Below are 25825 nucleotides of genomic sequence, written 5' to 3' on the forward strand. Positions count from 1 at the left end.
GCTGCTGACGGGATGATGCTCAGTCCTTGGCCAGGCGGTATTCGCCGGTCTTGGGATCCTGGACCAGCGTGCCGTTGGTGCCGTTGGCTGCCTGCTTTTCGGTGCGCCGCACCTTGGCGGTCACACGTTCGGCCTCGCGGACGAAGGTGCGGTAGCCGAAATAAGCGGCTGCGCCGACAACTGCGAAGAAAATGATCTGTGGCATTTCAAAGCTCCTCCCTCGCAAGGCGGCAAGGCAGACTGTCAAGCCCTCATGCTAGACGCTTTCCCTGCTTTTTCAAAGCCCGAAGCGAGCCCACAATGCGCGCTCTTCCGCCGCATCGATCACGCCGCTTGCGGCGGCGGCGGCAATATCGGGCGCTGAAAAGTTCGAGCCGAACAGGCCGATGCGGCCAAACAGGCCACGCGGCGCGGTGACCAGCCTGAGCTGGGTTTTCGCGCCGAAGCGGGTTTTCAGTACCGTGCGCATGTCGCTCAACGCATCGACGAGGCCAAGCTCCAGCCCTTTCTTGCCGGTCCAGAACAGGCCGGTGAACAGGTCCGGATCGTCCTTCAGCTTGGTGCCACGGCGTTCCCTGACCAGGTCGATGAAGGTCTCGTGCACTTCCAGCTGCAGCGCCTTCAGGCGCTCGACGTCTTCCCTCTTCTCCGGCTTGAACGGGTCGAGCACCGCCTTGTTCTGGCCGGCGGTGTGGACACGGCGCTCGACACCGATCTTCTTCATCAACTCGGGAAAACCAAACGAGGCCGAGACGACACCAATCGAACCGACGATGGAGGACGGATCGGCAAAGATCTCGTCGCCGGCGACCGCGATCATGTAGCCGCCCGAGGCCGCCACATCCTCGACGAAGACCAGCACCTTCTTGTTCTTCTCGACCGCGAGGTCGCGGATGCGCTTGAAGATCAGCCGCGACTGCACCGGCGAGCCGCCAGGCGAATTGATTGAAATGGCGACGGCGGGCGCATCGAACAGGAACGCCTTTTCGATGAGGGCGGCAGTGGACGCCAAGGACAGGCTCGGCCGGAACGGGCCGCCGCCGGCCATGATGGTGCCATGCAGCCTGATGACGGGAATGGTGACGACGCTGGATCGCCAGGATTTCGGCAGCAGGCGGTTGAAAAGGCGTTTCACGAGGTGGCTGTCTCCAAATGGCTTCAACGCATGTAGGGATTTGCCGGTCAACGGCAATGCTGCAATCCATCTCAGCCAACTGTGTGCCGGTTTTGCGGCAACGACACTGACGGGCCCAAATCAATCGCCGAACAGCGACGCCAGTCCGTTGTTGATCATCTCGGTTCGTTCCGACGGGCCGTCGCCCGTTTGCCCATGCAGCATCAAAGGCGGGCGGATCGACAGCTTGCCGCGCGCGCCGAGCGCTGCCCTGACGACAATGCGGATTGCGGCTGCTTCCGGGCGCGGATGCACCGCCAGCATCTCGGCGTCGCCGAAGCGGCCCGACAGGGCATCGAGGAGGTCGCCAAGCTGTTCCGGCCGTGCGATGACGGCCAGGCCGCCGCGCGGCTTGGCGACGGCAGCCGCACTTCGGATCCAGCTCTCGAACAGCCCGTCGTCCATGACATGCGCTTGCCGCCGCAGCGGATCTGGCGTGGCGCGGTCCTGCGCCGCGTTGAAGGGCGGGTTCATGATGACGAAATCGAAGGAATTGTCGGCAAGGCCGGCTTGCGTCCGCGCCCGGCCCGACAGCGTGACGTCGGCGGTCAGCACCGAGGCGCGATTGCCGAGATGCGCATTGCCGGGATGGGCGAGCGTGGTTGTGGCGAAGCCTGCCATCTCGGTCGACCGTTCGACGAGCACGACCTGCGCCTCTGGGCAGCGCGACAGCACGGCAAGACCCGCCGCACCGGCGCCGGCGCCGAAATCGGCGAGGCGTCCAGCAAAGCCGGATGGAACTGCTGCCGCCAGCATCATGGCATCCATCCCGGCGCGATGCCCTGTCCTGGGCTGGACCAGCCAGAAGCGGCCGCGATGGAAGGCATCGACCGTATGGGCCGGCGTATCGCTGGTAAGCGCGCTCGCTTCAGCCATTATGTCTGGCGGATTTCGTTCTCGATGCCGGCGTCTTTCAAGATGCGCCGCGCCTGATCGGCCTGGTCGGCATCGACCATGACGCGCTTCTGCAAAAGACCGATCGACCCTTCGAGAATGCTCATGTTCTGGTCGGCGACGAAGCAGGCAATCCCGGCATCGCGCATCAGCGATTCGACAAAGGAGATGATCACGGCATCGTTGGTGCGCACGAGTTCTATCATCGGACGAAGTTCGCAGGTTGCAGCGTTGATGTAAACGCTGGAGCATGGCGCCGAAAAGTGTGGAGCGGTTTTCGGGCAACGGCATGCGGTCGCTAAGGTTGACACGCCGTCACCGCAGCCGCGCCAATTCGCCTCTTGCCGTGCCCGTATGTGCCGCCCTAGAGTCCCAGGCGGGACCAGGGTGCCGTCGCACGCGTGATCAAAGACGGGAGTGTTTGTTGGTGGGTGTCGTTCTCAACATCGAAAACGGGAAGCGGGAACCCGCCTCCATCAAGGATCTCATCGACCTGACAGCAGCCGATATGGGGCGCGTCAACAAACTGATCCTGTCCAAGGCCGGCTCCGACGTCGAGATGATCCCGGAGGTCGCCGATCATCTGATCTCGTCGGGCGGCAAAAGGCTGCGTCCCATGCTGACGCTCGCGGCGGCCCAGATGTTCGGCTATTCCGGCGAGGGCCACGTCAAGCTCGCCACCGCGGTCGAGTTCATGCACACCGCCACGCTGCTCCATGACGACGTCGTCGACGAGAGCGGCATGCGGCGCGGCAAAAAGACTGCCCGCATGATCTGGGGCAACCAGGCGAGCGTGCTGGTCGGCGATTTCCTGCTCGGCCAGGCTTTTCGCATGATGGTCGATGTCGGTTCGCTGGAAGCGCTCGACATCCTGTCCAGCGCCGCCTCGATCATCGCCGAGGGCGAGGTGATGCAGCTGGCGGCCGCCAAGAACCTCGATACCACCGAGGACGAGCATTTCGCCGTCATCAAGGCCAAGACCGCGGCGCTGTTCTCGGCTGCCGCCGAGGTCGGCCCGGTCATCGCATCGGCGACGCGCAACGATCGCGCCGCATTGCGCTCCTACGGCATGAATCTCGGCCTTGCCTTCCAGCTCATCGACGATGCGCTGGATTATGGCGGCTCCAGCCAGGAGCTGGGCAAGAATGTCGGCGACGATTTCCGCGAAGGCAAGGTTACGCTGCCGGTCATCCTCGCCTACCGGCGCGGCACCAAGGCCGAGCGCACCTTCTGGAAGCGCGCCATCGAGGACAATGTCACCGACGATGCCGGCCTGGAAAAGGCGATCGGCCTGATGACCCGCCATGGCGCCATTGCCGACACCATCGGACGGGCCCGCCATTTCGGCGAGATCGCCCGCGACGCGCTGGCGCCGCTGGAGGCGACGCCGCAGAAATCGGCGCTGATCGACGTCATCGACTTCTGCATCAGCCGGGTGAACTGACCCGCGCCTGGCGCCAAAGCAAGTTTGCACGCAAAATCGGGCAATCACCGCTCGACAATCGGCAGCAGTGCAAATTATCTATAAAACATGGCAAAGACCGCAGACGACACCATCGCCGTGCGCATCAGCAAGGTGCTGGCGGATCGCATCATATCGGGCGCGATCGAACCCGGCGCCCGGCTGCGGCAGGATCACATCGCCGAGGAATTCCAGACCAGCCATGTCCCGGTGCGCGAAGCCTTCCGGCGCCTGGAGGCGCAAGGGCTGGCGGTCAGTGAGCCCAGGCGGGGCGTGCGCGTCGCCGCTTTCGATCTCGGCGAGGTAAGGGAAGTCGCCGAAATGCGGGCAGCCCTCGAAGTGCTGGCGCTGCGCCATGCCGCGCCGCATCTGACGGCTTCCATTCTCAACCTTGCCGAAGAAGCCACAAAGGCCGGCGACAAATCCCGCGATGTCCGCTCTTGGGAGGAGGCCAACCGCACCTTCCACCGGCTGATCCTGGCGCCCTGCGGCATGCCGCGGCTCATCGCCACCATCGACGATTTGCACGCCGCAAGCGCCCGCTTCCTGTTCGCCGCCTGGCGCTCGGAATGGGAAATCCGCACCGACCAGGATCATCGCGCGATCCTGAGCGCGCTGCGGCAAGGCAACACCGAATCGGCCGCGGCCACGCTTGGCCGGCACGTTCAGTGGATCGGCCAGAAACCGGTCAAGACCGCGTCGGGCAAGATGCGCGAAGCGTTTGCCATCGTCGGGTAGGGACGAAGGGACAAGTCGTCGGATTCCGCGCGTAGCGATCCTTCACACCCCCCTCTGTCCTGCCGGACATCTCCCCCGCAAGGGGGGAGATCAACAGCTTTGCCGTTGCGTTAGTCCTGCAACGTCGGCCATTGGCGAAAGCAAAGGCGACATCCGATCTCCCCACTTGCGGGGGAGATGGCCGGCAGGCCAGAGGGGGGTGCTGTCCCGCCAGCCTTTCCAAATGTCCTTTATTCGACACGCAAGCCCAAGCCTTTTTAGGGGCGAGGGTTGCCATTCCCGCGCAAATATGGATTCGATAATAGATCGAACAACAAAATTATCTATAATTCAAACCAGCCAGGGAAGCCGCCATGACCGACATCGCCTTTTCGCCCTCCAAGCCCTCCTTCAGCCCGTTGCGCCTGCAAACCCGCTCGTATGCCTGGCAAGCCGCGGCCATCGTCATCGGCACGCTGTCCATTGCGCTCGCCTCCTACATGGAAGTGCCGATGCTGCCGGTTCCAATGAACATGCAGACCTTTGCGGTGACGCTGGTGGGCGCGCTCTACGGCTGGCGGCTCGGCGCGATCACCATCGCCGCATGGCTCGTCGAGGGCGCTGTGGGTTTGCCGGTGCTGTCGGGCGGAGCTGCCGGCATCCAGCATTTTGCCGGGCCGACCGCCGGTTATCTCTTCGCCTTCCCGCTTGTCGGCGCGCTCGTCGGCTGGCTGGCCGAGCGCGGCTGGAACGGCAACCGCGTGCTGCTCGCCTTCGCCGGCATGGTCCTCGGCAACCTCGCCTGCCTGGTTCTCGGCACGGCCTGGCTCGCCCTCATGATCGGCCTCGAACAGGCCATCGCCTTCGGCTTCCTGCCGTTCCTCGTCGGCGGCCTGCTGAAATCGGCGCTCGGCGCCGCGACGCTCAAGCTGTTTTGGAGCAACAAGGCGGACCCGGCAGGAGCATGATCCCGAAAAGTGGAGTCCGGTTTTCGGAAGAGATCATGCTCAAACAAAGAGATGGAGCCCCATCCCGATACCATCGGGATGGAACAGGCTCCGCTGGTGCGTCCTGACCGATGACCGTCCGGCTGCGCTCCCACCATCTTCTTTGCCTGCTGACCTATATCGGCGAAGGGTACAGCGCAGCCTTCGTCGCCAACTATGACGTGATCGCGAAACGTCTGGGCCGGGGCGAGGATATTCTGATCGTCTCCGGCCCCGACGACATCTGCCAGCCGCTGCTCGGCGGGGCGCAGCCCCACTGCTTGCGCGAAAGCGCCGCCGGCCGGGACGAGCTGGCAGCACGCGATGTCGGCAAGCTGCTGACCCGGCCGATCCGGGCCGGCGTCCGCTTCAGCCTCGACGCGGCAACGCTTGCCGGCTTGCGCGCCGCCTTTGCAGCCGGCGTGACGCGTGAGGCCTGCCAGGGTTGCGAGTGGGCCGGCCTGTGCAGCACTGTCGCGGCAGGCGGATATCGCGATGTCAGGCTGTAGCTCCCAACCCCGATCTGCTATTGTCGGAACCGATAGTGTCTGCGTCGCCATGGTTTGTTAATCGGGTGACCCGATTGTGAATTCGGCCCGGATTGAAGCCTGACCCCAAAAAGGCCATGCTTTGTCAGGAAACATCGAGTCTATGGCTTCTCCGCGCCGACGCGGGATGGCGCTTGGCTGAAAGGGATACGATGCGGCAAGGACGTGCGCGCTGGCTCGCGGGGCTGGCAATTGTGGCAGGGATGGCGATTTCTCCGCTGCCTGCCTACGCCAAGGAATCGACCGACCCGGTCAAGATCACCTCCTTCTCGGGCGCCTATCTCGCCGCCCGCATCGCCGAAGGCGACAACGACCTCGACAATGCCATCGCTTATTACAAGCAGGCGCTCGCCTTCAATCCCGGCGACACCTCACTGCAGCAAAGCCTGATGCTGTCGCTGATCGCGCAAGGCCGCTTCGAGGAATCGCTGGTCTATGCCGACAAGCTCAAGGGAGTTCCCGACGTCGAGCGCTTCTCGCGTCTGGCTCTGGCGGTCGATTCCTTCCACAAGAAGGATTTCACCAAGGCGCAGTACTGGCTCAAGCTGTCGCTCGAATCCGATCTCGACCGACTGATTTCCGGCGTCATGTCCGGCTGGGCACAAGAGGGCGCCGGCGACCCCACCGGGGCGATGGCCTCGATCGACAAACTGCAGGGGCCTGACTGGTTCGGCCTGTTCAAGTCCTTCCACCGCGCGCTGATCGCCGATGCCGCAGGCCTATCGGACAAGGCCGACGCGCTTTATGACGCGACCCTGACCGACGTCACGGCCGGCGGTGCCGCGCCCGAGACATGGATGCGCAACGCCCAGGCCTACGCGTCTTTCCTGGCGCGCAAGGGAAACAAGAACAAGGCGCTCTACGTGCTCGACAAGGCCGAGGCGTTCGCGCCCGGCAAGCTCGACATCCAGGCGCTTCGCGACAGGATCAGCAAGGGCGACAAGATCGAGCCCTTCGTCGCCAGTCCCTCCGAAGGCGCCGCTGAAATCCTGCTCGACCTCGCCATCGCGCTCAATCGCGGCGGCGGCGAGCCGTTCGTGCGCCTCTATCTGCAATATGCGCTCGCGCTCAAGCCCGACAGCGACGCCGCTTTGGTGCAGCTTGCCGCCGTTGCGGAGCAGCTGAAGGACGGCGAAGGCGCCATTGCGCTCTATAGCCGCATTCCAGCCTCCTCGCCGCTGAAGGAGCTTTCCGACCTGCAGCTCGGCCTCAACCTTGCCGATCTCAACCGTCACGACGAGGCTATCGCCCATCTCAAGGCATTCGTCGAAGCTCACCCCGATGACATGCGCGCCTATCTGGCGCTGGGCGGGGTCTATGCCTCGAAGGAGGATTTCCGCTCCGCCGCCACTCTCTACGACAAGGCGGTCGCGGTGCTGAAGACGCCGACCAATGCCAACTGGAACATCTACTATCAGCGCGGCATCGCCTATGAGCGGCTGAAGGAATGGCCGAAGGCCGAACCGAACTTCCTCAAGGCGCTTGAGCTGTTCCCCGACCAACCGCAGGTGCTGAACTATCTCGGCTATTCCTGGGTCGACATGAACATGAACCTCAAGGAAGGCCTGGCGATGATCCAGAAGGCCGTCGACCTCAGGCCGAGCGACGGCTACATCGTCGATTCGCTGGGCTGGGCCTATTTCCGCATGGGCCGGTTCGACGACGCCGTGCGCGAAATGGAGCGCGCCGTGTCGCTCAAGCCGGAAGATCCGGTGCTCAACGACCATCTCGGCGATGCCTATTGGCGCGTCGGCCGCAAGCTCGAAGCCACTTTCCAGTGGAACCAGGCGCGCGACCTGAAGCCGGATCCCGATGTGCTTGCCATTTTGCAGCAGAAGCTGATGAAGGGCCTGCCGCCGATCGAATCCAACACGGCGCAGGAAACCCCGAAGGTCAAGCCGGCCACCCCGCCAGCGCCGAAGGGGTGATCGGGCCATACTTCTGATGAAACGGGGCTCGCTGAGCCCCGTTTTTTCGGCTTGGCGTCTTAGAGCAATTCCAGGAAAGTGTGCGCGGTTTTCCGTTCGGAATTGCGACAGAAACAAAGAGATAGAGACGCCCTATCGCGATCGTCATTCTGTGGCGGAGCAAGGAGCAAGGAGCGAAGCGACGCGGCGCAGACCATAGAAGCCATGCCGTGACCTTAAGGCGTTGCGAGGGTGCAGAATTCTGCTCCGCTTCGTTCTTCGATCAAGGTCACGGAATGGATTCCAGGTCTGCGCGACGCCGCTTCGCGGCTGCTTCGCCCTGGAATGACGAAGTCGGGAAGGCTTTCAGCCAATCTCCAGCGTTGGCGCTCATTCTAGAGCGCGTCGCGCTGAAACGGATTCATACGACGCGCTTTAAGTCTTTGTTTTGATGCATGTCGTTGTCCCAGAGCCGCGGCACACTTCTGGGCGACATGCATTAGAACAGCTTTCGGTAGAGGACGAACCCCGAGAGATCGCCGATCTTGTCGTAGAGCTTCATCGCCGTGTGGTTGGTTTCGTGTGTCAGCCAGTAGACGCGGCTGGAGCCTGCGGTTTGCGCCCTGGTATAGACGTCTTCGATCAGTGCCCGGCCGACGCCCTTGCCGCGCGACGCCTCATTGGTGAAGAGATCCTGCAGATAGCAGTTCGGCGAAATCGCCGTCGTGGTGCGGTGGTAGAGATAGTGGACAAGGCCGAGAAGCTTGCCTTCGCTCTCGGCGACCAGCGCATGCATCGGCTCATAGGCATCGAAGAAGCGCGACCATGTCATTGCAGTGATGTCACCGGGCAAGGCGGTCTCGCCCGAGCGGCCGTAAAACGCATTGTAGCCGTCCCACAGCGGCAGCCATTGCTCGTAATCCTCTCGGGTGACGGGGCGTACGGTGAACTGGCCTTGCATGGCTGAACCTTTGTCGTTGAAGCTGGGCGAGCAAACGGCCACCGGCACCGTCCGGCAATGGGCCAGTCCGAAGCAAAGCGTTCAACCTCTCATCAAGGCGGCGATAGGCGCTGCCTTGACGCCTACCGGCCCGGCAACTAGGGAATGGCATCATTTCAGCGCTTTCCGAGGCCGCCGTGACGTCAGACAGTCCAGCCCATATGCATCCCAGCCGCTCGTTCCAGGGGCTGATCCTGACCCTGCACAATTACTGGGCCGCCTATGGCTGCGTCATCCTGCAGCCTTACGACATGGAAGTCGGCGCCGGCACCTTCCATCCGGCCACCACGCTGCGCGCGCTCGGGCCCAAGGGCTGGAACGCCGCCTACGTCCAGCCCTCGCGCCGGCCCAAGGACGGCCGCTACGGCGAAAACCCCAACCGGCTGCAGCATTATTACCAGTACCAGGTGATCCTGAAGCCCAACCCGCCGAACCTGCAGGAACTCTATCTCGGCTCGCTCAAGGCGATCGGCGTCGATCCGTTGCTGCACGACATTCGCTTCGTCGAGGACGACTGGGCAAGCCCGACGCTTGGCGCCTGGGGGCTCGGCTGGGAGTGCTGGTGCGACGGCATGGAAGTGTCGCAGTTCACCTATTTCCAGCAGGTCTGCGGCATCGAATGCGCGCCGGTGGCGGGAGAACTGACCTACGGCCTGGAGCGGCTGGCCATGTATGTGCAGGGCGTCGACAATGTCTACGACCTCAACTTCAACGGCCGAGAAGGCGCCGAAAAAGTCACCTATGGCGATGTCTTCCTGCAGGCCGAGCAGGAATATTCCAGGCACAATTTCGAATATGCCAACACCGCCATGCTGCTCAGGCATTTCGAGGACGCCGAAGCCGAATGCAAGGCGCTGCTCGCGGCCGGCGCCCCGGCTTCGAACGACAATCTGCCGATGCACCGCATGGTCTTCCCGGCCTATGACCAGTGCATCAAGGCCAGCCACGTCTTCAACCTGCTCGACGCGCGCGGCGTGATTTCGGTGACCGAGCGGCAGAGCTACATCCTGCGGGTGCGCAATCTGGCGAAAGCCTGCGGCGAGGCGTTCCTCCATACCCAGGCCGGCGGTCTCGCCGCCTGAGGCTCACTTCATCATTTCGAGGGAAACGTTGATTAGGGCCAACATCGGGCCAGTCGATCCCGCCATGGTCCGCATAGCCTGCCGTACGCCCGGCATCGAGAAGGCGCCATGGGCCTGCGCGGTCAAACAGGCGCTGAGCGCGATGATCTGGAGAAGTCTCGATGCCGTTTTCATGGTCGTTCAGCCAATAGGTCCCTGCCTGAGCGTTGGTCGCTTCAGCGCTGCGTTTGGTTCATGGAAATCTTTGATCCAAGGACGGGCGGGCTGGTTGCGGCCCGACAGGGGCGGTCAAAATTTCTGGAAACAGCGGTCAGCCGAGTTGCTATGCCCTCTTACCTCCCCCTAGATGGGGGAGGTCGCCGCGAAGCGGCGGGTGGGGGTGACAGCGCGACGTTCCATGCCAAAACTCGATCGATTCAAGCTGCAGTCTGCGCAAAGGCTTCGCGCGGCGATGACCGACGAGGAACGCATCCTGTGGCGGCATCTGTGGCGTATTCCAGTAGAAGGCACTCATTTTCGCAGGCAGGCGTCGGTAGGCGTTTACTTCCCTGATTTCATCTCCCACCGGCTGAAGCTGATCATTGAGGTGGACGGTGCCCATCACAGCTTCGATGACCAGCAGCACCATGACGAGCGTCGAACGAAATGGTTCGAGAGCCAAGGCTACCGCGTCATTCGCTTCTGGAACCATGAAATCAAAAACGAACTGGATTCCGTGCTCGATACGATCTATGCGGCGGTGGAAGAACGAAAATCACACCTGCGTTTGCGCGATGGTGCCGAAGGTATCGGCGGCTGAGAGGTCGCCACCCCACCCCGGCGCTGCGCGCCGACCCTCCCCATCGAGGGGAGGGTGGGAGCCTGACCATGCCTGATCTGCTTCTAGAACTCCGCTCGGAAGAGATCCCCGCCCAGCCGCGCGTCCGCAGCGCCGGAGGCGCGAGGACGCGCAATCAGGAAGAAGGCATGCGGGTGGAGAAACTCTGATGCCTGATCTTTTGCTAGAACTTCGCTCCGAGGAAATCCCCGCCCGGCCGCGCAACCGCAGCGCCGGAGGCGCGAGGACGCGCAATCAGGGAGAAGGCATGCGGGTGGAGAAACTCTGATGCCGGATTTGTTGCTGGAACTCCGCTCCGAGGAAATTCCCGCCCGCATGCAGCGCAAGGCGGCGGGCGATCTCAGGAAGATGCTGACCGACGGTCTGGTCGAGGCGGGTCTGACCTATGACGCCGCGCGCGAATACTGGACGCCGCGGCGCCTGGCGCTCGATGTCAGGGGCCTGACCGCACGCTCGAAGGATATCCACGAGGAGATCAAGGGGCCGTCGACGACGGCGCCGGAACAGGCGGTGCAGGGTTTTCTGCGCAAGGCAGGCCTTGCCTCGGTTGCCGAGGCGCATGTCCATTCCGATCCGAAGAAGGGAGATTTCTACGTCGCCCATATTTCGAAGCCGGGCAGGGCGGCGGAAGAAATCGTCGCCGAACTGGTGCCGGCCATCATCCGCAGCTTCCCGTGGCCGACATCGATGCGCTGGGGGCCGGCTTCAGCCAAGCCCGGTTCGCTGCGCTGGGTGCGGCCGCTGCAGACGATCCTGTGCACCTTCGGCCCGGAGACCGAGGAGCCGGTGGTGGTCGATTTCGAGATCGATGGCATCCGCTCGGGCAATATCACCTACGGCCATCGTTTCATGGCGCCGGGTGAAATCACCGTGCGCCGCTTCGACGATTACGTGACCAAGCTCGAAGCAGCCAAGGTCGTGCTCGATGGCGACCGCCGCAAGGAGATCATCCTTGCCGACGCCCGCAACCTCGCCTTCGCCAACGGGCTCGACCTGGTTGAGGACGAAGGGTTGTTGGAAGAAGTGTCGGGCCTGGTCGAATGGCCGGTGGTGCTGATGGGCGAATTCGAGCAGGCCTTTCTTGCCATTCCGCCCGAGGTGGTGCGGCTGACCATTCGCGCCAATCAGAAATGCTTTGTCACCCGTCCGCAAGGCGACGGCGAAAACCTTTCCAACCGCTTCATCCTCACCGCCAACATCGAGGCGAAGGATGGCGGCAAGGAGATCGCGCACGGCAACGGCAAGGTGGTGCGCGCGCGCCTGTCGGATGCGCTGTACTTCTGGCGGACCGACCAGGGCGATCTGCCCGATCTCGAGCAGCTTGAAGCATCGGCGGAAAAGTTCGGGCTCGATCTGAAAAAGCCGCTCGACCAACGCATGGCCCGCCTCGACCATCTCGGGGTGACTTTCCACGCCAAGCTCGGCACGCAAGGCGAGCGGGTAGAGCGCATCAAGCGGCTGGCGGAGGAACTGGCGCCAACAGTGGCGCAGTCGATCTCCCCCCTTGAGGGGAGATGGCCGGCAGGCCAGAGGGGGTCGCTTCGGCTGCCGCGACGCCGTCCGGTCTCTCGAAGAAAGAGGGAGTTGGCGCTCCACGCGAGACGACCCCCTCTGTCGCCTTCGGCGACATCTCCCCCTCAAGGAGGGAGATTACCGCGCTCGCGGCCCGCGCCGCGGTGCTGGCCAAGGCTGATCTCACCACCGAAGTGGTCGGCGAGTTTCCGGAACTGCAGGGCGCCATGGGCCGCAAATACGCGCTGCTGCAGGGCGAGCATCCGTCCGTGGCTGCAGCGATCGAGGAGCACTACAAACCGCAAGGTCCGTCTGATCGCGTGCCGACCGATCCGGTGTCGATTGCCGTCGCGCTGGCCGACAAAATCGATACGCTGGTCGGCTTCTGGGCCATTGATGAAAAGCCGACGGGGTCGAAGGACCCTTACGCGCTGCGCCGGGCGGCGTTGGGCGTGGTGAGGATCCTGATCGAGAATGGGATCTCACTGCCGCTGACATCGCTCTTCGACAGTGCCTATCAAACGGCGAGTTATCTCGCGTCCAAGGCTGGACGGGCCTTTGGCCCCGACCTCCTCGCCTTCTTCCACGACCGCCTGAAAGTCTATCTCCGCGACCAGGGCGCTCGGCATGATCTCATTGACGCCGTGCTGGCAGGTGGTGGAAGCGCGCCAATCTCCCCCATTGTGGGGGCGGCGAAGCCGACAAAGGGGGGCGCTGTCCCGCCGACCTCTCATTCTGGCGCGCCCCCCTCTGCCCTGCCGGGCATCTCCCCACAAGGGGGGAGATCGGCCATTCGCAGTCGGACGACCTCCTGCAGATCGTGCGTCGCGTCGAAGCTCTGGGGTCCTTCCTCGACACCGAGGACGGCAAAAACCTGCTCGCCGGCGCCAAGCGGGCGGCCAACATTCTGGCTGCCGAGGAGAAGAAGAAAACGCTCGTCGCCGAGACTGTTGAGCCGGCGCTGTTTCGCGAGGAGGCCGAGAAATCGCTGTTTGCAGCGGTGAATCAGGCGGAGAGAGAAGCCGGCGAAGCGATTCAAAACGAAGACTTTTCCGCCGCCATGCTGGCGCTTAGCGTGCTGCGCGAACCGGTTGATTCATTCTTTGAACGTGTTCTCGTGAATGATGAGGACCAGGCCGTGCGCGCCAACCGTCTGGCATTGCTCGCCCGCATCCGCACGGCCACCGACCAGGTGGCTGATTTCTCCAGAATAGCTGGCTAGCTAAGGGACGGACAAGCCCGAACACGGGCGGCGTTCACACGCCGCCCGTCTTGTTTTCAGTCCTCCCGAGGCTGACTCCGTCAGTCCTCCAAAATGCTGACATGCACGCTGTCTGAATAGACGTCGACCTGGATCAGCGGCTCGCCATTGACGATGGCGTTCCGTGTCGAGGAGCTCATCGCGCCACCGCGCTTCAGCATGCGTTCCAGATACGCGCGATCATCGTTGCTGCGGAACCAGTCATCGCCCTGGTCGTCGGCATCGCGCCGGTGGAACTTGTGCCAGTTGGCACGGTCCTGCCGCACCATCTGTGCTGCGCTGCTCAGCTCATAGCCGTCGCTGGCATGGTGGTCGCGATCGGAAATGCGCGCGACGTAGGACCCTAGCTCGTCACCGGCCTGCGCGCCGCCGACACCTATAGGTGACGCCAGCAACAGGCCGGCAATAATCAAAGATTTCGTCATGTTCATGATAACCCCTCGCTCTCCTACAACCCGGCGCGCTCATGCCAAAACCGATTGGCGAAATTGGGGCCGCCGCCGCCAAGCCGATCGTGCGCCGGGCTGTCGATTGGCGTCAAGCGGCATGGATTGGCCGACTGTCTTGGCCGACTGTTTTGGCTGAATGGCCTACTCGGCTTTGCCGACGCCCTCGATCGGCTGCTGCGGTGTTGTTGCCGGCTGCGGCGCTGCCGGTTGCGACTCGGGCTTGCCGTTCGATGCCGTTGCAGTTCCGGCTGGTGCGGTCTCTGCCGTCGGCTCAGTTGCCGGCGCCGCGGCGCTCGCCCTGGCCGGAGCCGGCGCGGCGAAGGCGCCGCCGACGATGCCGCCGCGAATGATCATCGGATCCTGCCTAGGCTTTTCGGGGATCGCCGCGACCTTTTCATAAGTCACATCGGGCTGGGCATCGCCGAGCGCGACGATCGATGGCGTCGAGGCGGTCCTGACCGGTTCGGATCCGCCAACCTTGATGACCGATGGCGTCGAGGTCGAGACGCCGAGAAAGACGATCGACGAGGCGTGCGCCCCACCGGTCATCGCCGCCAGGGTGAAACCAAGCGCTCCAAGCACACGCATCGACATCGAAACCGTCCCCTTGCCCAACAAGCCGCCAGCCCTAACCCAAATAGCCTTAACCCGAGTGGATTGATGCCGGCTTGCAGGGAAACATAGCATTTTAGGCATTGATAATTCGCCAACGCCGGCTTGCCCGAAAACCACTGCCGTATTAGAGCAATTCCAGGAAAAGTGAGTAGCGGTTTTCCGTCCGGAATTCCGCAAAAACAAATACTTAGAGCGTTTCAGCGAACAGCTGAACCGCTCTAATGCATGTCGCTCAAAAGTGGCCCCGGTTTTGAGAGAACGACATGCATCAAAACAAAGACCTAAAGCGCGTCGCATGAATCCGGTTCAGCGCGACGCGCTTTAGGTCCGGTGCCTGTGAGGTGAAGCGAGTGGCTGAGATACTATCCGTCGGCGAAGCGATGGAGCAGGCGTTGGCGCTGCTTGAGGGCGGCGACGTGGTCGCCATCCCGACGGAGACCGTCTATGGACTGGCCAGCGACGCGACCAATGGCGTCGGCGTCGCCCGCATCTTCGAAGCCAAGGGCCGGCCGCGCTTCAACCCGCTGATCGCCCATGTCGCCGATCTCGCGATGGCCGAGCGCATTGCGATCTTCGACCCGCTGTCGAAGCGGCTGGCCGAGGCGTTCTGGCCGGGGCCGCTGACGCTGGTGCTGCCGCTCCGACCCGGCAACGGCATCCATCCGCTGGTCACCGCCGGGCTCGATACGATCGCGCTCCGCATGCCGAGGGGCTTCGGCGGCGAGCTGATCGCCAGGCTCGGCCGGCCGCTGGCCGCGCCCAGCGCGAACTCTTCGGGCAAGATAAGCGCCACGACGGCGCAAGCCGTGGCGGCCGATCTCGGCGCCAAAATCCGGCTGGTGGTCGATGGCGGCGCCACCCCGGTCGGGCTCGAATCGACCATCGTCAAGGTCGAAGGCAACAGCGTGCGGCTGCTGAGGCCAGGCGGCATCGCTGCCGCCGATATCGAGGCCGTCACCGGCCTCAAGCTGCAGCGCGGCGCGACGGCCGGCATCGAGGCGCCCGGCATGCTGGCGTCGCATTATGCGCCGGGCGCCGCGGTGCGGCTCGACGCGCAAAACGTGGTTGAAGGCGAGGCCTTGCTGGCCTTTGGCGTCCGCCGCGCCGAAGGCTGGCAAGCGGCGGCCGCCTTGCGCAACCTGTCGGCATCAGGCGATTTGCGCGAAGCCGCAAGCAATCTGTTCGCGTATTTGCAGGAACTCGACCGCAGCGGTGCGGCGACGATCGCCGTCGAGCCGATCCCGTTCGATGGGCTCGGCGAGGCGATCAACGATCGGCTGTTTCGTGCCGCTGCCCCCCGTGACAAGCTCGACTGAGCGCCATAGTTTGCGCCCATGAACGACTCCCCCTTCGATCTCGATCCCGCCCTCATCGACCGCTTCACTGCCATTGTCGGCGAAAAATATGCACTGAGCGACCAAGCCGATATTGCACCGTATCTTACCGAGCGGCGCGGTCTGTGGCATGGCAGGACCGCCTTGGTGCTGCGTCCCGGCAGCGTCGACGAGGTGAGCCGTATCATGCGGCTGGCGAGCGAGACGGGAACGCCGGTCGTGCCGCAAAGCGGCAACACCGGGCTGGTCGGCGCCCAGGTGCCTGACGCATCCGGCCGCGAGATCGTGCTTTCTTTGTCGCGGCTGAACCGCATTCGCGAGATCGACGTCTTCTCCAATACGGTAACCGTCGAGGCCGGCGTTATCCTGCAGACGCTGCAGGAAGCGGCCGATGCCGCCGACCGGCTGTTTCCGCTGTCGCTCGCCGCGCAAGGGTCCTGCCAGATCGGCGGCAATCTCTCGTCCAATGCCGGCGGCACCGGCGTGCTTGCCTATGGCAATGCGCGCGAACTCTGCCTCGGCGTCGAAGTGGTGCTGCCGACCGGCGAGGTCTTCGACGATCTGCGCAAATTGAAGAAGGACAACACCGGCTACGATCTGAAGAACCTGTTCGTCGGCGCCGAAGGCACGCTCGGCATCATCACCGCAGCGGTGCTGAAACTGTTTCCCAAGCCCAAGGGGCGCGAAGTGGCCTTTGCCGGCCTGTCGTCGCCGGAAGCAGCGCTTTCGCTGTTCAGCCTGGCGATGGACCGGGCAGGGGCGGCACTCACCGCCTTCGAGCTGATCGGCCGGCGTCCGTATGATTTCACGCTGCGCCATGCGCAGGGCGTCACGCGGCCGCTGGCGCAGGATTGGCCATGGTATGTGTTGATGCAGGTGTCGTCGGGCCGTTCGGCCGAGGACGCCAGGGGGCTGATCGAAGAAGTGCTGTCGGCAGGCCTCCAGCAAGGCATCGTCGGCGACGCGGTGATCGCGGCCAGCCTGGCGCAGGGCGACGCGTTCTGGAACTTCCGCGAGGTGCTGCCGGATTCGCAAAAGCCCGAAGGTGCTTCGATCAAGCATGATATTTCGGTACCGGTGGCATCCATCCCGGCGTTTATCGAAAAGGCGGCCGGTGCAGTGGCTTCGGTCAGTCCGCAGGCGCGCGTGGTCTGCTTCGGCCATATGGGCGACGGCAATCTCCACTACAACATCTCCCGGCCGGAGGGCGGTGACGACGAAGCGTTTCTCGGCCTCTACCACGCCATGAACCATGCCGTGCACGATGTCGTGCGCTCCTTCCACGGCTCGATCTCGGCCGAGCACGGCATCGGCCAGTTGAAGCGCGACGAGCTGATCGCCACCGCGCCGCCAATGGCGATCGAGCTGATGCGCCGGGTGAAGGCGGCCTTCGACCCGGCCGGCATCATGAATCCCGGTAAGGTTATCTGATCCTTTCAACATTTTGTGGCTGGTCTCATTCCGATAACCATCGCCTGAGATCAGCAAAATTTAACTGACTTTCTTAAGCCGGGCGGCAGAAGCTCGCGCTAATGTTTCACACAACGAGGCCGGGAAAACTGGCCCGGTGGGATCCGTGAAAGCGGCTCTCAGGAGAAACACAGGAAGGCAGCAGATGAACAGTGTATTGAAGCCCGTCTGGGCCGGGCGCAACATGCGCCTCGACCCATTCCGCCTGCCGCAAGTGGTGAGCTATGCCACGCGCGACGACTATGGCGACGTTACCTTCACCATCGACCAGCGCGGCGCCGTCATCCGCCGCACGCTCGAGATGAGCGGCGTGCCGGCGATCATCGCGCTGCCCGCCAACGCGTTTCGCGGCGTCGCCGCCCGCGCGATGGAGGATGCGCAAGGCAATGTCACGGTAACCCTCGAACTCCTGCACAACGACCCGATGCTGTCGGTGCCGCTGCTGGTGGCCGACGATCTCGACGACGTCGCCGCCGACTGGCGCGCCTGGGCCGATGCTTACCGGCTGCAGATGCTGCTGATCGAATCCGACGGCATTGCCCGCACGCTGGAGGAATCGCTCGGCGCCGCCATCAAGGCGCTGCCGGCCAAGGATCGCCGCAAGGGCCGGGTCTCGACCACGCGCCGCCCGCGCTTCCTCGCCCGCCGCAGGGCCGGCAATCTCGGGCTGAGGCTGGTGATCGATGGCCAGGAGATTATTTCGCGGGAGTAGCTTGGCCGGCGATTGGCGAAACCGCCGATGATAGCCTTCTTCTCCCCGGCACTATACGGGGGTTGAGGAGCGGTCCGCGTAGCGGACGAAAAGCCAATTGCTTGGCTTTTCGAGTGACGAACGCCCGGCAGGGCGATGAGGGGCGGCGCTGACCGAGGCATTTCTCGCAATATCGCCGCTGTGCATTTCATCTCCAAGATTGGCGCTGCCCCTCATCCGGCTGCCGCCACCTTCTCCCCGTATAGTGACGGGAGAAGGGAGACTACACCAGCGGCTTCAGCGCCACCCACAGCGCACCGCCGATCAGGCCGATGAAGATCAGCCAGCCGACCTGGTTGTTCGATTTGAACAGCCGCAGGCATTGATCGGGATCGTCGATATCCAGAACCGCTATCTGCCGCGCCATATGGGCGCCGGCGGCGATCAGCCCGGCCAGCGCCACCACCGGCACCTGCGCCGAGGCGAAGGCGATGGCGAAGCAGACCAGCGTGCCGCCATAAAGCCCGACCAGCCAGGTCTTGGTGTTGTCGCCGAACAGCCGCGCCGTCGAGCGCACGCCGACGATTGCGTCGTCTTCCTTGTCCTGATGTGCATAGATGGTGTCGTAGCCGATCACCCACAGGATCGAGCCGATATAGAGCATGATGCCCGGGCCATCGAGATCGCCGAACTCGACCGCCCAGCCCATCAGTGCACCCCAGGAGAAGGCGAGCCCGAGCACCAATTGCGGCCAGTTGGTGAAGCGCTTCATGAAGGGATAGACGGCAACGATGACCAGCGAGACGATGCCGAGCGGAATGGCGAAGTCGTTGAACTGCAACAGCACGACCAGCCCCAGCAGCGCCTGGATGACCAGGAATATCCAGGCCTGGCGGCGCGTCACCTTGCCGGCCGGCAATGGCCGTGAGCGCGTGCGCTCGACCTTGTTGTCGATGTCCTGGTCGACAATGTCGTTATAGGTGCAGCCGGCGCCACGCATGGCGACGGCGCCGACAAAGAACAGGAACAGGAACCACGGCGACGGCAGCAATGTGAGCAACGGGTCGCTTGCGCGCGGATAGGCGCTGGCCGCAAGCGCTGCCGACCACCAGCAGGGCCACAGCAGCAATTGCCAGCCGATCGGCCGGTCCCAGCGCGCAAGCTGCGCGTAAGGCCACAGCCAGCGCGGCAATATCTTGTAGACCCAATGGCCGCTCGGCGCGTCGGCGACGCGGCCCTGTGCGGCTTTCGACTGGATGGTTTCCATCGTGCTGGAGTGGCAGCAGCGGCGTGCGCCGTCAAGCGGCCGCATTGTCGCTCAGGCGGTGAAAATATCGTGGCTGGCAAACCATTCCTTCGCCACCTCCGTGAAGGCCAGCGCCGCCTTCGACAGCCTTTGCCTTGTGTCATGGGTGAGGATGATGCACTGCATCGGCAGCGGATCGGACAGCGGCTTGCAGACCAGCGGCAGCCCGTCATAACTCCTGTCGCCATAAGGCCTGGTGTAGCTCACCGCGACGCCGAAGCCGTTGGCGACCATGCTGCGCTGCAGTTCGAACGAACTCGCCGTCGATTGCGAGACCGGCGACAGGCCGCGGCTGAGGAACAGGTCCAGCATATGCTGCCAGCTATGCGGCTGGTCGGTGGTGATCAAGGGATGGGTCGCCAGCTCCGCCAGGCTGACGCTGGCCTGGCTGGCCAGCGCGTGGCCTTGCGGCAGAAGCGCGTGTGGCCGCAGCTCATGCAGCAGGGTGCGGGCGAAGTGCGAAGGCAGGCCGAGATCGTAGGTCAGGCCGAGATCGATTGCCGCATCGCCGAGCCGCCGGCCGAGCGTCTCGAAGGTCTCGTCGCGGACCACCACGGTGACCGCCGGGCAGCGTTGCGAAAAAGCGCGGATCAGCGCCGGCGCGAAATAAGGCGCCAGATCCTCGAAACAGCCGAGCACAAGTTCGCCGCCGACATCGGCGTCGCGCGTCCCGAGCCCAACCAGTTCGTCCGCTTCGGCCAGCACCTGCTTTGCCTTCGCCACCGCGCTGCGGCCGAACGAGGTCAGCGCGATGCCGCTGCCGCGCTGGCGCACGAATATTTTCTGGCCGAGCGTCGCTTCGACATTGTCGATCGCCACCGAGATCGAGGGTTGCGAGACGTTCAGCATCCGGGCGGCCACGGTGACGCTGCCGTGACGGGCAACAGTGACGAGGTAGCGCAACTGGGTGAGGGTCAGGTTCATAGAGTAAAGCTATAAGGGAGATGAGAAGTTATTATTTTACGCGATGTGCGGCGGCCGCGATAGTCGGTCATCGAAACAGGAGAGACATGACATGGCCGCCAGACATATCGATGCCGCAGCGATTGCCGACTACCAGCGCGACGGCGCGGTCTGCATACGCGGCGCCTTCAAGGACTGGGTTGGCACCATCGCCGCCGGCATCGAGCGCAACATGCAAAACCGCAGCGCCACGGCCTCGGACATCGCCAACGGCAAGGGCAGCTTCTTCGACGATTACTGCAATTGGGAGCGCATTCCCGAATTCGTCGACGTGGTGCGCAATTCCCCGGCCGCGGAACTCGCGGCAGCGGCGATGCAGTCGCGCAGCGCCCAGTTCTTCCACGACCATGTGCTGGTCAAGGAACCGGGCACGCAAAAGCCGACGCCTTGGCACCAGGACATCCCGTATTACTTCGTCGATGGCACCCAGACCGTCAGCTTCTGGATTCCGATCGATCCGGTCAAGGAAGCGACGCTGCGGCTGATCGCCGGCTCGCACAAATGGGACAAGATGATCCTGCCGGTGCGCTGGCTCGATGACAGCAATTTCTATGCCGGCGAGGGCGATTATCTGCCCGTGCCGGATCCAGACAAGGACCCGTCGCTGAAGGTGCTCGAATGGGAGATGGAGCCGGGCGACGCCATCCTGTTCGACTTCCGCACCGCGCATGGTGCGCGCGGCAATCCGACCGCGGCGCGTCGCCGGGCGCTGTCGCTGCGCTGGGTCGGCGACGATGCGCGCTATGTCGAGCGCCCCGGCCGTACCTCGCCGCCCTATCCCGGCCATGACATGAAGCCCGGCCAGAAACTGCGCGAGGACTGGTTCCCGGTCGTCTTCCAGAGCTGATACCGGCCGGGGACGCCGTGCTCTCGGCGCGACGTTCCCGTGCGCAACCGGTATGGCGCAAGGTAAAACTCTTGACCCGCGCCGCCCGGGGCAATAGCGCAGTCCCTGTCGTGAAATGACAAGGGACATCGGCATGCGCGTTTTGTTAATCGGCTCCGGCGGCCGCGAACATGCCCTGGCCTGGAAGATCGCGGCCTCGCCGCTTTTGACCAGGCTCTATGCCGCGCCCGGCAATCCGGGCATCGCCCACGAGGCCGAACTGGTCAAGCTCGACATCGCCGACCGTGCCGCTGTTGCCAGCTTCTGCCAGGACAACGCGATCGATCTCGTCGTCGTCGGGCCGGAAGGGCCGCTGGTCGCCGGCATTGCCGATGACCTGCGCGGCGAAGGCATCCGCGTCTTCGGACCGTCGAAGCGCGCCGCAAGGCTCGAAGGCTCGAAAGGTTTTACCAAGGACCTCTGCGCCAAATACGATATCCCGACCGCTGCCTATGGCCGCTTCACCGATCTGACCGCGGCAAAGGCCTACGTCGAAAAGATGGGAGCGCCGATCGTCATCAAGGCCGATGGGCTCGCTGCCGGCAAGGGCGTCACCATCGCCATGACGCTGGACGAGGCGCGCGCCGCCCTCGATGCTTGTTTCGACGGCGCATTCGGTGACGCCGGCGCTGAGGTCGTGGTCGAGGAATTCATGACCGGCGAGGAGGCGAGTTTCTTCTGCCTGTGCGACGGCACGACCGCACTTCCCTTTGGCACCGCGCAGGACCACAAGCGCGTCGGCGATGGCGATACCGGCCCCAACACCGGCGGCATGGGCGCCTATTCGCCGGCGCCGGTGATGAGCCCCGAAATGGTCGAGCGCACCATGCGCGAGATCGTCGAGCCGACCATGCGCGGCATGGCCGAGCTTGGCGCGCCGTTCGCCGGTATTCTGTTTGCCGGGCTGATGATCACCGACAAGGGGCCGAAGCTGATCGAATACAACACCCGCTTCGGCGATCCCGAGTGTCAGGTGCTGATGATGCGGCTGAAGGACGATCTGCTAGTGCTGCTCAACGCCGCCGTCGACGGCCAGTTGGCGCACAGTTCGATCCGCTGGCGCGACGATGCCGCGCTGACCGTGGTGATGGCGGCACAGGGCTATCCCGGGACGCCGGAAAAAGGCTCGGTCATTCGGGGTCTCGACGAAGCCGCTGGCGAAGGCGTTGAGATTTTCCATGCCGGCACTGCCATCAATGGCGGCGCGCTGGTCGCCAATGGCGGCCGCGTGCTCAACGTCACGGCATCAGGCAAGACGGTGGGCGAAGCGCAAAGCCGCGCTTACGCCGCGCTCGACCGTATCGACTGGCCGCAAGGCTTCTGCCGCCGCGACATAGGCTGGCAGGCGGTGGCGCGGGAAAAGGCCAGCGCCGCCACATAAGCCTCAGCGCTCGCGAACCAGTTCCGTCGAAGCGGTGCTGACCGGGTCGGCGGCCTGCGAGAAGGCGGCCTCGAGCAGAGCCTCCGAACGATACGTGGTCCGCTTCCAGGCGACATACTCGGCAATGCCGAAGCGCGCGCGGCGCGGCACCGTCTTGACCACCGGCATGCGGAAGGCGGCGCGGAATGTCTGCCAGCGCGCGCCGAGCACCGCCACCATTTCCTCGACCGTCGGTGGCGTCGCCACATCGGCGTATGTGATGGTGACTTTGCCGGCGAGCCCGGCCGCGCGCGACACCGGCACCGGTATCGAGGCGAGGTAGTCGGGCGGCACGTCGATCAGGCCGCCGAAAGGCCATTGCTGGCGCAGTGCCGCCGCGTCCATCGGCGCGACGTTGACGTCGATGTCGTTGGGCGTGCCGGCGACGCGGTAGGGGCAGCGCAGGCGCCCGCAATTGGCCTGCGCCGAGAACTGCCACAGCGCATAGCCCTGCCAGTTGCCCATCGGAAAATGCACGTCGATGTCGGGCTTGTAGCGCGCATACCAGAGCGGCAGCCGCGACAGCAGACGGTATTGGTAGCGGTTGTCGGCGATGTACTGGGCGGTCTTGCCGTTGGTGTAGAGGATCGGGAAACGGCCGAGCCGCCGGTGCACCTGGCGCACGAATTCCTCGGCATCCTCGAGCGACATCCATTGCGAGGGGTCGTTGCCTTCGAGATCGAGGGCGAGCAGATCGTCAGGGGCTGGCTCGGCGAAATCGATGAAACTGTTGGCCTGCTCGAGCGGATTGCCGGGGCGGGCAAGATGATACGCGCCCCATCTCAGGCCGAGCGCCTTGGCCACCACCTTGCGCGTCTGAAACAGCTCGCGCGTCACCGCAAAGCGTTTCCACAATGTCTTGCAGAGTTTGACCGTAGGCTCGTCGCCGTAGCAGAAATAGGGCGGCGGCAGCCCGTCGGAGGCCTTGTTGATGAAGCCGACAATGCGCTTGTCGGTGGCAAGCTGCGCCCAGTCGATGGAATTGTATTCATAGGCGTCGACCACCAGCGCGCGGTCGCCATCCCGCCAAGGCTCGGAAAAGTCCGAGGCTGTAGCCGCTGACGTCAGCGCCATCATCGCCGCGAGAGCGATCGCTGAGCGGCGAAGAAGATGCGCCGGCGTTTTCAAACAGGGGATCCCCGCTGACCAAACACCGATGGTGGACCGGTATGGTTAAGGAAGTGCTTTCGGGCAGGAGTCCTGTCGCTCTCGCGATTTCGTCATTCTATGGCGAAGCAAGGAGCGAAGCGACGCGGCGCGGACCATAGTATGCATTCCGCGACTTCGAAGCGCTGCCACGGCGCGGAATTCTGCACCGTTGCGCCCCTAGCGCGAGGTCGCGACATGGTACTCGGCGTCCGCTACGCTCCCGCTCCACCTGTGGACGACGAAGTTCGATGAAAATCCGCGTGACAAAGTTTGACGTTTACGTAAAAAGAAGGTCGGAGGCCGCCCAGAGGCGGATGGTTTTGCATCGGCCCGGGTCCTAGGATCGAGCGGCCGGAGCAGCGGAGGAGAAAGCGGCATGTACAAGGCCCCGGTCGGCGACATTTCGTTCACGCTCAAGCATGTCGCCGGGCTCAAGCCGGCGCTCGACCGCGGCACGTTCGGGGACCTCGGCGAAGACCTTGTCGACGCCATCCTGTCCGAGGCCGGCCGCTTCGCCAGCGAGGAAGTGGCGCCGCTCTACAAGATCGGCGACCAGCATGGCGCGGTGCTGAAGGATGCGACCGTGACCACGCCGCCCGGCTGGAAGGCGCTTTACCGCAGCTGGATCGACGGCGGCTGGAACGCGCTGTCGGGACCGGAAGAATTCGGTGGCCAGGGCCTGCCGACCATGGTCGGCGTTGCCGCGCTCGAAATGTGGAACTCCGCCGCCATGGCCTTTGGCATCGGCCCGACGCTGACCATGGGCGCGGTCGAGGCGCTCGACAAGCATGCTTCCGAAGCGCTGAAGGCAAAGTATCTGGCAAAGCTCGTCTCCGGCGAGTGGATGGGGACGATGAACCTGACCGAGTCGCAGGCCGGTTCCGATCTCGCCGCCTTGCGCAGTCGCGCCGAGCCTGCCGGCGACGGCACCTACCGCATCTTCGGCCAGAAAATCTTCATCACCTATGGCGAGCATGATTTCACCGACAACATCATCCATCTGGTGTTGGCGCGGCTGCCCGACGCACCGGCCGGCACGCGCGGCATCTCGCTGTTTTTGGTGCCGAAATTCCTGGTCAATGATGACGGCTCGCTCGGCGCCCGCAACGACGTCTTCTGTTCCGGCCTCGAGCACAAGCTCGGCATCCATGCCTCGCCGACTTGCACCATGATCTATGGCGACGGGTTCCAGGGTGCTGCGCCCGGCGCCATCGGTTGGCTGATAGGCGAGGAGAACAAGGGGCTCGCCTGCATGTTCACCATGATGAACAACGCGAGGCTTTGCGTCGGCATGCAGGGCGTGGCAGTGGCCGAAGCCGCGACGCAGAAGGCGATCGCCTATGCCAATGAGCGCCGCCAGGGCAAGGCATCGGACTTTTCAGGCGCCGGGATGGCGCCGATCGTCCATCACCCCGACGTGCAGCGCAATCTCTTGACCATGAAGGCTTTGACCCAGATCGCCCGCGCCATCTCGTATTCCTGCGCCTATGCCATCGACTTCGCGCGTGTGTCGACAGGCGAGGAGGCCGCGCATTGGCGCGATCGCGCCAATCTGCTGACGCCGCTGGCCAAGGCCTTTTCCACCGATATCGGCGTCGATGTCGCATCGCTCGGCGTCCAGGTCCACGGCGGCATGGGCTTCATCGAGGAGACGGGCGCGGCCGCGCTCTATCGCGACGCCCGCATTGCGCCGATCTATGAAGGCACCAACGGCATCCAGGCGATCGACCTTGTAGCCCGCAAATTGCCGCTTGGCGGCGGCGAGCATGTGCATGGCTATATCGCCGAACTGAAGGCCATCGCCGACGAGGTGCGGACCTCGAACCTGCAGGGCTTCGGCCGCACCGCCGAAGCGCTTGACCAGGCGTTCGACGATCTCACCGAGGCGACGCGCTTCCTGCAGAAGCTGCTGGCCGACGGCCGTCTGGACGAAGCGCAAGCCGGTGCAACCCCCTATCTCAGGCTGATCTCGCTTGCTGCCGGCGGCGCTTATCTGGCGCGTGGCGGACTTGCCCAGCAGAGCCGCATCGCCCTTTGCCGCTTTTTCGCCGAAAACCTGCTCGGCGAAGTCAGCGCCTTGAAGGAACGCGTCATCGATGGCGCCGAGAGCCTCGCTACCGCCGGCAAGGCGCTGATAACGGCCTGAATACCAGAGCGCTCA

Annotated in this window: 24 protein-coding genes and 1 pseudogene; 14 read left to right on the forward strand and 11 right to left on the reverse strand. The window is 64.0% G+C overall.

The features are described from left to right. Nucleotides 1-19 precede the first annotated feature (19 nt). The 4 genes from NLY44_RS32210 to NLY44_RS32225 all read right to left on the reverse strand — a co-directional run bounded on the left by NLY44_RS32210 (nt 20) and on the right by NLY44_RS32225 (nt 2274). A complete protein-coding gene (locus NLY44_RS32210) occupies nt 20-205 on the reverse strand; it encodes a membrane protein (RefSeq protein WP_023668475.1) in 186 nt (61 codons plus the stop codon). A 72-nt stretch (nt 206-277) separates the two neighbouring features. Next, nucleotides 278-1135, reverse strand: coding sequence for a S49 family peptidase (locus NLY44_RS32215; protein ID WP_023668474.1), 858 nt, complete (start codon nt 1133-1135; stop codon nt 278-280). 120 nt (nt 1136-1255) lie between these two features. Then, entirely contained in the window at nt 1256-2050 is a 795-nt protein-coding gene (locus tag NLY44_RS32220) for a tRNA1(Val) (adenine(37)-N6)-methyltransferase (RefSeq protein ID WP_023806760.1), read from the reverse strand. After that, on the reverse strand, nt 2050-2274 hold the full coding sequence (locus NLY44_RS32225) for a putative signal transducing protein (protein ID WP_023692106.1): 225 nt from the start codon (nt 2272-2274) through the stop codon (nt 2050-2052). Before NLY44_RS32225 ends, NLY44_RS32220 begins: the two co-directional genes overlap by 1 nt. A gap of 221 nt (nt 2275-2495) precedes the next feature. Here NLY44_RS32225 and NLY44_RS32230 point away from each other — a divergent pair, with 221 nt between their 5' ends. From NLY44_RS32230 to NLY44_RS32250, 5 genes are all read left to right on the forward strand, one after another. Further along, nucleotides 2496-3512, forward strand: a complete 1017-nt coding sequence (locus NLY44_RS32230) for a polyprenyl synthetase family protein (RefSeq protein WP_023806759.1) — start codon at nt 2496-2498, stop codon at nt 3510-3512. 87 nt (nt 3513-3599) lie between these two features. Continuing rightward, nucleotides 3600-4268: a GntR family transcriptional regulator gene (locus NLY44_RS32235; protein WP_023687112.1), complete on the forward strand. Its 669-nt coding sequence runs from the start codon at nt 3600-3602 to the stop codon at nt 4266-4268. A gap of 353 nt (nt 4269-4621) precedes the next feature. Then, a complete protein-coding gene (locus NLY44_RS32240) occupies nt 4622-5215 on the forward strand; it encodes a biotin transporter BioY (RefSeq protein WP_023684369.1) in 594 nt (197 codons plus the stop codon). A gap of 110 nt (nt 5216-5325) precedes the next feature. Continuing rightward, nucleotides 5326-5742 (forward strand): DUF1284 domain-containing protein, encoded by a 417-nt coding sequence (locus NLY44_RS32245; protein WP_023684368.1) that lies wholly within the window; start codon nt 5326-5328, stop codon nt 5740-5742. A gap of 191 nt (nt 5743-5933) precedes the next feature. Next, complete coding sequence (locus NLY44_RS32250; RefSeq protein WP_023828033.1) at nt 5934-7709, forward strand: tetratricopeptide repeat protein; 1776 nt, start codon at nt 5934-5936, stop codon at nt 7707-7709. Between the two features lie 478 nt (nt 7710-8187). Here the strand turns inward: NLY44_RS32250 and NLY44_RS32255 are convergent, their stop codons facing one another. Beyond that, entirely contained in the window at nt 8188-8649 is a 462-nt protein-coding gene (locus NLY44_RS32255; protein WP_031356245.1) for a GNAT family N-acetyltransferase, read from the reverse strand. Between the two features lie 176 nt (nt 8650-8825). Between NLY44_RS32255 and NLY44_RS32260 the strand changes: the two genes are divergently transcribed. Then, nucleotides 8826-9770, forward strand: coding sequence for a glycine--tRNA ligase subunit alpha (locus NLY44_RS32260; RefSeq protein ID WP_050588949.1), 945 nt, complete (start codon nt 8826-8828; stop codon nt 9768-9770). A gap of 3 nt (nt 9771-9773) precedes the next feature. Here NLY44_RS32260 and NLY44_RS32265 read toward each other — a convergent pair whose 3' ends face one another. Further along, a complete protein-coding gene (locus NLY44_RS32265; protein ID WP_023806754.1) occupies nt 9774-9944 on the reverse strand; it encodes a hypothetical protein in 171 nt (56 codons plus the stop codon). Nucleotides 9945-10167: 223 nt separating this feature from the next. Between NLY44_RS32265 and NLY44_RS32270 the strand changes: the two genes are divergently transcribed. Both NLY44_RS32270 and glyS read left to right on the forward strand, forming a co-directional pair. After that, the gene (locus tag NLY44_RS32270) at nt 10168-10569 is read left to right on the forward strand and encodes an endonuclease domain-containing protein (RefSeq protein ID WP_023668463.1); all 402 of its coding nucleotides are present in this window, start codon (nt 10168-10170) and stop codon (nt 10567-10569) included. A gap of 306 nt (nt 10570-10875) precedes the next feature. Next, nucleotides 10876-13342, forward strand: a pseudogene (gene glyS / locus NLY44_RS32275) (glycine--tRNA ligase subunit beta). 80 nt (nt 13343-13422) lie between these two features. Here glyS and NLY44_RS32285 read toward each other — a convergent pair. Both NLY44_RS32285 and NLY44_RS32290 read right to left on the reverse strand, forming a co-directional pair. Next, nucleotides 13423-13806: a hypothetical protein gene (locus NLY44_RS32285; protein WP_081731237.1), complete on the reverse strand. Its 384-nt coding sequence runs from the start codon at nt 13804-13806 to the stop codon at nt 13423-13425. A gap of 165 nt (nt 13807-13971) precedes the next feature. Beyond that, on the reverse strand, nt 13972-14424 hold the full coding sequence (locus NLY44_RS32290) for a hypothetical protein (protein WP_023684360.1): 453 nt from the start codon (nt 14422-14424) through the stop codon (nt 13972-13974). A 371-nt stretch (nt 14425-14795) separates the two neighbouring features. On the opposite strand from NLY44_RS32290, the gene NLY44_RS32295 reads away from it, so the two are divergent. The 3 genes from NLY44_RS32295 to NLY44_RS32305 all read left to right on the forward strand — a co-directional run bounded on the left by NLY44_RS32295 (nt 14796) and on the right by NLY44_RS32305 (nt 17961). After that, complete coding sequence (locus NLY44_RS32295) at nt 14796-15761, forward strand: L-threonylcarbamoyladenylate synthase (RefSeq protein WP_023727502.1); 966 nt, start codon at nt 14796-14798, stop codon at nt 15759-15761. Nucleotides 15762-15779: 18 nt separating this feature from the next. Beyond that, nucleotides 15780-17210, forward strand: coding sequence for an FAD-binding oxidoreductase (locus NLY44_RS32300; protein WP_023806749.1), 1431 nt, complete (start codon nt 15780-15782; stop codon nt 17208-17210). Nucleotides 17211-17394: 184 nt separating this feature from the next. Continuing rightward, nucleotides 17395-17961, forward strand: a complete 567-nt coding sequence (locus NLY44_RS32305) for a DUF6101 family protein (RefSeq protein WP_023668457.1) — start codon at nt 17395-17397, stop codon at nt 17959-17961. A gap of 262 nt (nt 17962-18223) precedes the next feature. On the opposite strand, the gene ubiA is transcribed toward NLY44_RS32305, so the two are convergent. Both ubiA and NLY44_RS32315 read right to left on the reverse strand, forming a co-directional pair. Continuing rightward, entirely contained in the window at nt 18224-19207 is a 984-nt protein-coding gene (gene ubiA / locus NLY44_RS32310; protein ID WP_031356244.1) for a 4-hydroxybenzoate octaprenyltransferase, read from the reverse strand. A gap of 51 nt (nt 19208-19258) precedes the next feature. Then, a complete protein-coding gene (locus tag NLY44_RS32315) occupies nt 19259-20170 on the reverse strand; it encodes a LysR family transcriptional regulator (RefSeq protein ID WP_023702041.1) in 912 nt (303 codons plus the stop codon). 91 nt (nt 20171-20261) lie between these two features. On the opposite strand from NLY44_RS32315, the gene NLY44_RS32320 reads away from it, so the two are divergent. Both NLY44_RS32320 and purD read left to right on the forward strand, forming a co-directional pair. Continuing rightward, nucleotides 20262-21056: a phytanoyl-CoA dioxygenase family protein gene (locus NLY44_RS32320; RefSeq protein ID WP_023706642.1), complete on the forward strand. Its 795-nt coding sequence runs from the start codon at nt 20262-20264 to the stop codon at nt 21054-21056. Between the two features lie 133 nt (nt 21057-21189). Then, entirely contained in the window at nt 21190-22476 is a 1287-nt protein-coding gene (gene purD, locus NLY44_RS32325; RefSeq protein WP_023806747.1) for a phosphoribosylamine--glycine ligase, read from the forward strand. Nucleotides 22477-22479: 3 nt separating this feature from the next. Here purD and NLY44_RS32330 read toward each other — a convergent pair whose 3' ends face one another. Beyond that, on the reverse strand, nt 22480-23592 hold the full coding sequence (locus NLY44_RS32330) for a glycoside hydrolase family 25 protein (RefSeq protein WP_023806746.1): 1113 nt from the start codon (nt 23590-23592) through the stop codon (nt 22480-22482). A 448-nt stretch (nt 23593-24040) separates the two neighbouring features. Between NLY44_RS32330 and NLY44_RS32335 the strand changes: the two genes are divergently transcribed. Next, nucleotides 24041-25810 (forward strand): acyl-CoA dehydrogenase family protein, encoded by a 1770-nt coding sequence (locus NLY44_RS32335; RefSeq protein ID WP_286456335.1) that lies wholly within the window; start codon nt 24041-24043, stop codon nt 25808-25810. Nucleotides 25811-25825 lie beyond the last annotated feature (15 nt).

It is taken from the genome of Mesorhizobium sp. C089B (assembly GCF_030323125.1).
In the GTDB taxonomy this organism is placed as follows: domain Bacteria; phylum Pseudomonadota; class Alphaproteobacteria; order Rhizobiales; family Rhizobiaceae; genus Mesorhizobium.